The sequence below is a fragment of the Kineococcus gurbantunggutensis genome (genome assembly GCF_050871925.1).
Lineage (GTDB): Bacteria > Actinomycetota > Actinomycetes > Actinomycetales > Kineococcaceae > Kineococcus.
Window position 1 is genome coordinate 33,986 of record NZ_JBJLSG010000034.1, and the last position, 7,741, is coordinate 41,726.

The window sequence follows — 7,741 nt, forward strand, 5'->3', positions numbered from 1 at the left end:
CCCCGCTCCGGGGACGTCCAGCGCGCAACCCGGAGAGCCTGCGCTCGTGCGCCACCGGTGCCTACGCTGGGTCACTGCACGTGGGCACGGACGTGCCGCCGCAGGGGCGTGCCGCAGGTGCGGGCGTAGACGGTTCAGCAAGGCGGCACCGGTGCGCACCGCAGCCCCCCGCCCGCACCGGCGTGGGGTGGTCGACGACGGGGGACGACGATGGACCAGCGCACGGGTGAGCGGGGCGGCACCTGCCACCCGCTGATCGACCACGCGACCGGGCAGGTCCCCGGTGCCGGGGTGGACCCGGTGCACCGGGAGTGCGCCCGGCGGCTGGCCGCGGTGCAGGAGCAGCTGGACCACCTGCAGGCGCTGCTCGCCCGGGCGGGCGTCCTGCCGCCCGCTGCGCAGGACGTGCGCGCCGGGCTGGCGGGCAGCGGCGCACCGCTGGCCGCGCGTGCCGCCGGGCCCGTGCGGACGTCGCGCAGGGGCCTGCTGGGGGCCGGAGCGGCGGCGCTGGGCGGGCTGGCGGCCGGTCAGCTGCTCACGCCCCCGCCCGCCTCAGCGGCCACCGGTGGTCCCGTCGTGCTGGGACGGGCCAACACCGCCGGTGCCACCACCTCCATCGCCGGGCCCGGTGGTGCCCCGGCGCTGACCCTGCTGGGTGGTGCTGACGACAACGGGTTCAACCAGCAGGCCTTGGAGGCTCAGGGCAACGTCAGCGTCCATCAGCGGCCCGCGGGCACGGGCCTGCTGGTCGAGGGCGGAGGGCCGTGGGAGTACTCCAGCGGCACCGGGGAGGCCGGCTCCGGAGCGCAGCCCGGCACCACGATGGTCGTGCACGGAGCGCTCTTCTCCTCCGCGTCCTTCAGCCACTGGAGCGAATCCACCTCCGAGACCGGTGCGATCGGGTTGGAGGTGACCGCCAGGGCGAACACCGCCATCAGCGCGTACGCCGCCAACGGCACCTCCACCTCCGACGACTACGAGGACGGCTCCGGCCCGACGACCAGAACCATCCCGGGCACAGCGCTGGAGGTGGACACCGACGACGGCGGTACCGGCATCCGCGTGCGCAACGGCGGCATCGACGTCGCCAGGGGCAGGACGCTCCTCAACGACGGGCTGGAGGTCCGCGCCGGCGGGGTCGCCGTCACGGGGTCCACCGTCCAGGACGGCATCACCAGCACCGCCGACGGTGCGGGCCGGGCCGTGTACGGCCTGGCGGCCAGCGCCACGAGCACCAGCGGTGCGGTCACCGGCGAGCACCGCGGCAAGGGAGCAGGGGTGTGGGGGCACCAGGCCTCCGCCTCGCCCGCTGCGGAGGCGGCCGTGGTCGGGTACTCCGTCAACGGGCGCGGTGCCCGCTTCCGCGGTGCTCTCGCGCAGGTGCAGTTGACCCCCGCCGCCGCGGCGGCGCCCCCGGCCGGCGGTGTCGCGGGGGACGTCCTCGTGGACAGGGGGAACCGCCTGTGGTTCTGCCGCAGCACCAGCGCCACGGCGGCGGACTGGCAGCAGGTGCAGGTCGGCCCGGTCCGCCGGGTCGTGCGGGTCACCGCCGCCGCCACCGCCGCGGCGGGCGACGTGGTGCCCGCCGACACCACCGCGACGGCACTGACCGTCACGCTGCCGGCTCCCGGCCCGGGGGTGCAGGTGAGCGTGAAGAAGGTCGACGCCGGTGCCCGTGCCGTCACGGTCAGGGCCGCCGGAAACGCCCTCGTCGACGGCGCCGCCAGTCGGACGCTCAACACCCGGTGGCAGAGCTTGAACCTGGTCGGCGACGGCCGGGACTGGTTCGTGCTCTGACGCCCGTGCGCCGCCCGGGGCGCCTGACCTCACCCGGGGAAGCGCACCGCGGCGTCGCGGTCGGGGTCCCTGCCCTCCGTGGAGTCCGGGGGCGGGGGCAGGGGGTCGCGGCTCCCGGTCGTGTCCGCGACGCGGATCCGCTCGGGCAGGACCCGGTAGCGCGCTCTGGGATCGGCGGCGTCCCCGGCGTCCGGCGGACCGTCCAGGTCGTGCTCGTCCACGGTGCTCGTCCCTTCGACAGCGGTGGTCACGCGGTCATCAGTCTGCTCGTGCCCGCGGCTGCGGTCCACGGGACCGCTGCGATCGAGGCGTTCGGGTGTCGCCCGTCCCCTCGGGTTCCCCCGGGTCCCTCCGTGCGACCGCCGCGGGCGCCCGGTGCTCCCGGGCGGCCGGAACGCCGGTCGCCCGGCATCTCGTAACTCGGGCTCGTCGACTATTCACTCAGTACGTATCCGCGGTGTACATTCCCGGCATGTCCATGGTCGAGCTGCACCTGGCGCTGCTGGTGCGAGGTCCCGCGCACGGGTACGACCTGAAGCGGGAGTACGACGCGTGGTTCCCCGACGCCAAACCCCTGCCCTTCGGGCAGGTGTACTCCACGTTGGGGCGCCTGGTGCGCGACGGACTGGCCGAGGTGGTCGAGACCCGTTCCGAGGGGGGGCCGGAACGGACCGTCTACGCGGTCACCGACGCCGGGCGGGAGCGGTTGCAGGCGTGGCTGGCCGAACCCGCACCGCCTGCCGTCTCCGGCACCGAGGAGCTGGTGCGCAAGGCGATCGTGGCCCTGCGCACCGGCGACTCCCGGCACCCGGTCAGCGCCGTGGTGGCCGAGCAGCGCACCGCGCACCTGCGGCGCATGCGCGCCCTCAGCGGCACCGGTGCGGGGAACGGGACCGCCGACGGTTCCGGTGACCTGGGGGCCCGGCTGGCTCGCCGCTACGCCGTGCTCCACCTGGACGCCGACCTGCGCTGGCTGGACGAGGCCGCCGCAGCGCTGGACCGCGCCCCCCGCACGCCCTGAGGCCCCCGCAGCCCGCGACCACCCCCGTCCCGCGTCGTCCCCGCCGTGCGTCGTGCCCAGCTGGTGGCGCACCACCCAGCCCCGATCAGGAGGCCAGTCGATGACCCCTTCCACCGGCAGCACCGGCGACCCGCACGAGCCGCACGACCCCGGGAACCCCCGGAACCCCGGGGGCCCCGGCGGCGCTGCGGCGCCGGAGGAGCCGGTGCTGGCCGTGCGCGCCGTCAGCCACGCCTACGCCCGCACCCCGGCGCTGCGGCAGGTGTCCTTCTCGGTGCACCCCGGGGAGGTGGTGGCCGTCACCGGGCCCAGCGGGTGCGGCAAGTCGACCCTGCTGCACGTCGCCGCCGGGCTGCTGCGGCCGCAGGCCGGTGAGGTGCGGCTGCTGGGGCAGGACCTGGGTCCGCTGGACGAGTCCCAGCGGGCGCGGCTGCGCCGGCGGCACGTGGGCATCGTGCTGCAGTACGGGCAACTGGTGCCGGACATGAGCCTGGAGGACAACGTCGCGCTGCCGCTGCTGCTGGACGGGGCCGAGGCGGCCGCCGCGCGCACCGCGGCGCGCGACGCGCTGGCGCGGGTGGGCATGGAGCACGCCGGCGCCGCGGTGCCGCAGGAGCTGTCCGGCGGGCAGGCCCAGCGCGCGGCCATCGCCCGGGCGCTGATCACCTCGCCGCGCCTGCTGCTGGCCGACGAGCCCATCGCCAGCCTGGACGCGGTGGCCGGCGCGGACGCCCTGGAACTGCTGCTGGGCCTGGCCCGCAGCGGCGGCGGTGCGGTGGTGCTGGTCACCCACGACAACACCGCCGCGGCGATGGCCGACCGGGAGATCCGCCTGCGCGACGGTGCGGTCGAGCGCGAGTCGGTGCTGCGGTGAGCGCGCGGCAGGAGGCCCTCGACGGCGCGGGCCCCGTGGACCGGGTCGTGGGCGGCCTGCGGGCCCCGCAGCGCTCGCTGCTGCGCGCGGAGGTGGTGCGTTCGATGACCGTCCCGCGCTCGCGCGTGGAGCGCACCCGCGCCCGGGCCAGCGCCGCGGCCGCCGCCGGCATCGGCACCGCGCTGCTGATCGCCGCGGCGGTGGCCGGCGTCCGCGACACCGTGCTGGTGGGGACCTCCGTCTGGACCGACGACCGGGGCCGGGAGGTCTCGGAGGAGCTGTACCAGGCCGGCGGCGGCCTGGCGCCGTTCCTGGCCCAGCCCGGCCTGCGCACGGGCAGCGTGACGGCCGCGGTGCTGCTCGTGCTGCCCTTCCTGGCCCTGGCGGTGCAGGCCCTGCGGGTGGGGCAGGTCGTGGAGGAGCGCCGCTCGCGCCAGCTGCTGATCGCCGGGGCGACCTGGGCCGACCTGCGCCGGCTGCGCGTGGCGCGCACCAGCGCGGCGTTCGTGCGCGGTGCGCTGCTGGCCGCGCCGGTCTACCTGCTGCTGTGGCTGGTGCTGGGGCTGGCGCTGCCGTCCGGGTGGCGGTTGCTGCCGCCGCTGCAGTGGGAGATGCCGCTGGTGTGGTTCGCCGTGCTGGGTGCGCTGTGGGTCTTCGCGCGGGTGCTGGCCGTGCTGGGGTGGCGCCGCGACCGCGCGCTGGCCCTGCAGCGCGCCGGGATGAGCGCCGAGGTCCCCTCGCGCCTGTTCGTGCTGCTGACCGCCGCCGGTGGGGTGGCGGTCCTGTTCAGCAGCTTCGCGGCCGGTTCCAGTGAGGCGCTCTTCGCCGCCGCCCTCGTCGTCTCGCTGGTGCTGTTCCTGCTGGCGGCCGGCGCCGGTTCGGCGCGCTCGGCGGCCGGCACCGTCCGCGGACCCGTCCCGACCCGGCCCGGGTCCGTGCCCGAGGACGCCTCCGCCGGCGGATCCGCCGGTGCGGTGCGTGCCCGCCGCGGCGGTTCCCCGGACCAGCGGCGGTCGAGCCGGTGGACGCGCCGGCGCGCGGGTGGGCGCGACAGCGCCGTCGGCCTGCTGGCCGACGCCCAGCGCCGCGGCAGCACCGCGGCGGTGCGCGGCACGGCCGGGGTCCTGTTCGTGTGCGGGCTCTCGTTCGGGGTCGAATCGTCCCTGAGCGCGCAACTGCTGGCCGAGCACGCCGCGCAGGGCGACGGTTCCGGGCGCACCGGCAGCGAGCTGGCCTTCTACCTCGGCGGTGCCGGGCTGGCCGCGGCGGTCGGGGTGGTCGCGGCGGTCGTGGCGCTGGCCGCGCTGGTGCTCAGCCTGACCGACCACCTGCTGGGCAACCGGCGCGCGGTGGCCTCCACCGCCGCGCTGGGCGCCGAGACGCGGCAACTGGTGCGGGTGCAGGCGCTGTGCCTGGCGCGCACCGCGGTCCCGGTCACCGCGCTGGGGGTGCTGGCGGCGGCGGTGCCGTACTCGCTGCTGCTGGTGGCCGGCGGCACCAGCGACGACCGCGGCGGCGCACCCTGGGCCGCGCTGCTGCCGCTGGTGGTGGCCGCGGTGGCCGCGGCCCTGGTCGCGCTGGTCTGCCGGGTGCTGGCCGGCGCCCTCGGCGGACGGGTGCGCGCCGCGGCGGCCCTGGAGAACCTGCGGGTTCCGTGAACCGGTGACCCGGTGAACCGGTGAACCGGTGACCCGGTGACCCGGTGACCCGGTGACCCGGTGACCCGGTGACCCGCCGCGGGTTCGGGCCGCGGGTTCCGCCGGCGCCGGCGCGGTCGTGCGCGCCCGCGCCGGCGGGTGGGGTGGTCCTCTGCTCGACCGTCGGCGAACCCGCCGGCGGGTTCCTCGTCTGCGGGAGTGTGCGTGCCATGGAGATCGACCTGCGCGGTGGGGGCACCGCTGCTGCGTCCAGCGTCGTCGGGGGTGTCGGGAGCGCCGGTGGCGCCCGCGGGGGTGGTGCCTTCGCGGGGGGTCTGCTGACGTTGATGGTGGTGCCGGAGCGGGTGACGCTGCGCGAGTGCCTGGCGGTGCTGCGGCAGGGGGGTTTCCGGGTGTGGAGGGAGCACCTGCCCGCTCCGGTGGACGAGGAGGTGGCGGTGGCGGGTGTCGCGTGCGACGAGGCCCCCTCGATGGACGCGATCGGGGAGGTGAGCCGTCGGGTGCTGGCGGTGCTGGAGGCGGCGGGTGTGGAGGTGGAGGTGCGCGGCAGCGGTTACGTCAGCGCCGACGCCCTGCGGCGCTGGGGCGCTCACGCGCCCGGCTGAACCTCGCACCTCGCGCTCCGCGCCGGGGTCGGCGCTCGAGCGGACGCCCGGGTGAACGTTCGGGCACGTCGCGGTGCCGATCAGCGGCGACGGCGCTGCGCTGTGCTGTGCTGGAGCGGTGACCCGTTCACCGCGGCCGGCCCCGACCCCCGTCGACGAGCGGAGCTCCCCGGAGGTGGCGGTCCTCCTGGCGTGCGCGCTGACCAGTTCCCTCGTGGCTGCGGGCTACGTGAGCGGTGTGCTCCTGCCGTACGTGGTCAACGACCTGCACCACCTCCGCCTGTCGGAGGTGAGCAGCGGCGCGCACGACCCGAAGGACCTGTGGCCGGCGACCGAGGGCACCGCCGGTGCCCTGCTGCACGCCGTGGGGGTCTTCACCGCGCTGCTCGGCTGGGTCCCGCTGCTGCTGGCGGGCCTGGGCGCCGGGATGCTCCTGCGGGCGGCCGTGCGCGACCGCTCCCGAGTACGCACCCTGCTCGCGACCACGACGCTCGTCCTCGTGGTCGCCACGCTCGCCACCGTGCTCTCGCCGCTGGGCACGGCGCTGGCGGCCTGGAAGCTCGACTGAGCCCTGAGAGCTCGACCGAGCTCCCGCCCTCCCGGTCCCGCCGGCTCGTCGCGGGAGGTTCCCGGGCCGCCCGCGGACGCGCCGCCGCACGCTCAGTCGAGCTCGACGGGGACGTCGACCAGGCTGCCGTACTCCGCCCAGCCGCCCACGTAGTGCCGCACCCGCGGGTGCCCGACCAGCTCGGCCAGGGCGAACCACAGCACGGAGCTGCGGTCGGCCACGCGGCAGTAGACGACCACGTCCGAGTCCGGGCGCAGGCCGTGCTCGGCGAACAGGCGCTGCAGGTGCTCGCGCCCGGCGAAGCGGTGCCCGTCCAGGACCAGGTGCGAGGGCAGGTTGCGCGAGCCGGGGATGTGCCCGGGCACGCGGTGGCGCTCGGCGGCCACGTCCAGCGGGTGGCCCACGTGCCCGGCGTGCTCGGCCGGGGTGCGGCAGTCCAGCAGCAGCGCCGGTCCCGGCGCGCCCACGTACCGGGCCAGCAGCTCGTCGCGGCCGACGACGATCGAGTCGTCGCCGCCGCGGCTGCGGTAGCCGCCGGTGACGGCCACGACCGGGTGGTCCTCCACCGGCCCGCCGACGTCCCGCCACGCGCGCAGGCCGCCGTCGAGCAGGCTCAGGCGCTGGTGGCCGTGGCGGCGCAGCAGCCAGAAGGCGTAGGCGGCGTGGGAGGGGCTGTCGGCGCTGTAGAGCACCAGGTGGTCGTCGGCGTGCACGCCCAGGCGCGAGAGCACCTGCTCCAGGTGCTGCCGGGAGGCGGGGCCGCGGCGGACGGGCTCGTGCAGGTCGTCGTAGGTCGAGACCGCCCGCGCGCCGGGCAGGTGGGCCTGGTGGTAGGCGCTGGCGTCCTCGTCGACGTGCAGGACGACCACGTCGCGGCGGTGCGCGGCCAGCCACGGCGCGTCCACCAGCACCGGCGTGGGCTCAGGGGGTGCCGCCGGCTCCCGGTCGCCGGCCCGCTCGAGATCCACCGCTGCTCCCCACCCGCCACGTCGCCCACCGCGTCACGCCGCGGGGCGCGCGCGTCGGTGCCCGCCCCGCCGTGATCGCCGACGAGGTTACGTGCCCCGGGCACCGGGCGCACCCGCAGGCGCTCACGCCGACAGCAGGCCGGCGCGCTGGGCCAGCAGCAGCGCCTCGGTGCGGTTGGCCGCCCCCAGGCGCTGGTACGCGCGGTTGAGCAGGCGGTACATCTCCCGCTCGGAGTAGCAGCTGCGCACC

8 protein-coding genes are annotated in these 7,741 nt (G+C 77.0%); 6 read left to right on the plus strand and 2 right to left on the minus strand.

The window, feature by feature from the left end; all coding sequences use genetic code 11:
* The first annotated feature begins 210 nt into the window (after positions 1-210).
* Positions 211-1,797, plus strand: a complete 1,587-nt coding sequence (locus ACRYR7_RS09035) for a hypothetical protein (RefSeq protein WP_432571746.1) — start codon at positions 211-213, stop codon at positions 1,795-1,797.
* Positions 1,798-1,826: 29 nt separating this feature from the next.
* Here ACRYR7_RS09035 and ACRYR7_RS09040 read toward each other — a convergent pair whose 3' ends face one another.
* Positions 1,827-2,048, minus strand: coding sequence for a hypothetical protein (locus ACRYR7_RS09040; protein WP_432571747.1), 222 nt, complete (start codon positions 2,046-2,048; stop codon positions 1,827-1,829).
* Positions 2,049-2,269: 221 nt separating this feature from the next.
* On the opposite strand from ACRYR7_RS09040, the gene ACRYR7_RS09045 reads away from it, so the two are divergent.
* The 5 genes from ACRYR7_RS09045 to ACRYR7_RS09065 all read left to right on the plus strand — a co-directional run bounded on the left by ACRYR7_RS09045 (position 2,270) and on the right by ACRYR7_RS09065 (position 6,523).
* Positions 2,270-2,818, plus strand: a complete 549-nt coding sequence (locus ACRYR7_RS09045) for a PadR family transcriptional regulator (RefSeq protein ID WP_432571748.1) — start codon at positions 2,270-2,272, stop codon at positions 2,816-2,818.
* A 100-nt stretch (positions 2,819-2,918) separates the two neighbouring features.
* Complete coding sequence (locus ACRYR7_RS09050) at positions 2,919-3,692, plus strand: ABC transporter ATP-binding protein (protein ID WP_432571749.1); 774 nt, start codon at positions 2,919-2,921, stop codon at positions 3,690-3,692.
* Positions 3,689-5,350 carry a hypothetical protein gene (locus ACRYR7_RS09055; RefSeq protein WP_432571750.1) on the plus strand — a complete coding sequence of 554 codons (1,662 nt, stop codon included), beginning with the start codon at positions 3,689-3,691 and terminating at the stop codon, positions 5,348-5,350. Before ACRYR7_RS09050 ends, ACRYR7_RS09055 begins: the two co-directional genes overlap by 4 nt.
* A gap of 209 nt (positions 5,351-5,559) precedes the next feature.
* Complete coding sequence (locus tag ACRYR7_RS09060) at positions 5,560-5,955, plus strand: hypothetical protein (RefSeq protein WP_432571751.1); 396 nt, start codon at positions 5,560-5,562, stop codon at positions 5,953-5,955.
* A gap of 118 nt (positions 5,956-6,073) precedes the next feature.
* Positions 6,074-6,523, plus strand: a complete 450-nt coding sequence (locus ACRYR7_RS09065; RefSeq protein ID WP_432571752.1) for a hypothetical protein — start codon at positions 6,074-6,076, stop codon at positions 6,521-6,523.
* Positions 6,524-6,615: 92 nt separating this feature from the next.
* Here ACRYR7_RS09065 and ACRYR7_RS09070 read toward each other — a convergent pair whose 3' ends face one another.
* A complete protein-coding gene (locus ACRYR7_RS09070; protein WP_432571753.1) occupies positions 6,616-7,491 on the minus strand; it encodes a sulfurtransferase in 876 nt (291 codons plus the stop codon).
* Positions 7,492-7,741: the final 250 nt, after the last annotated feature.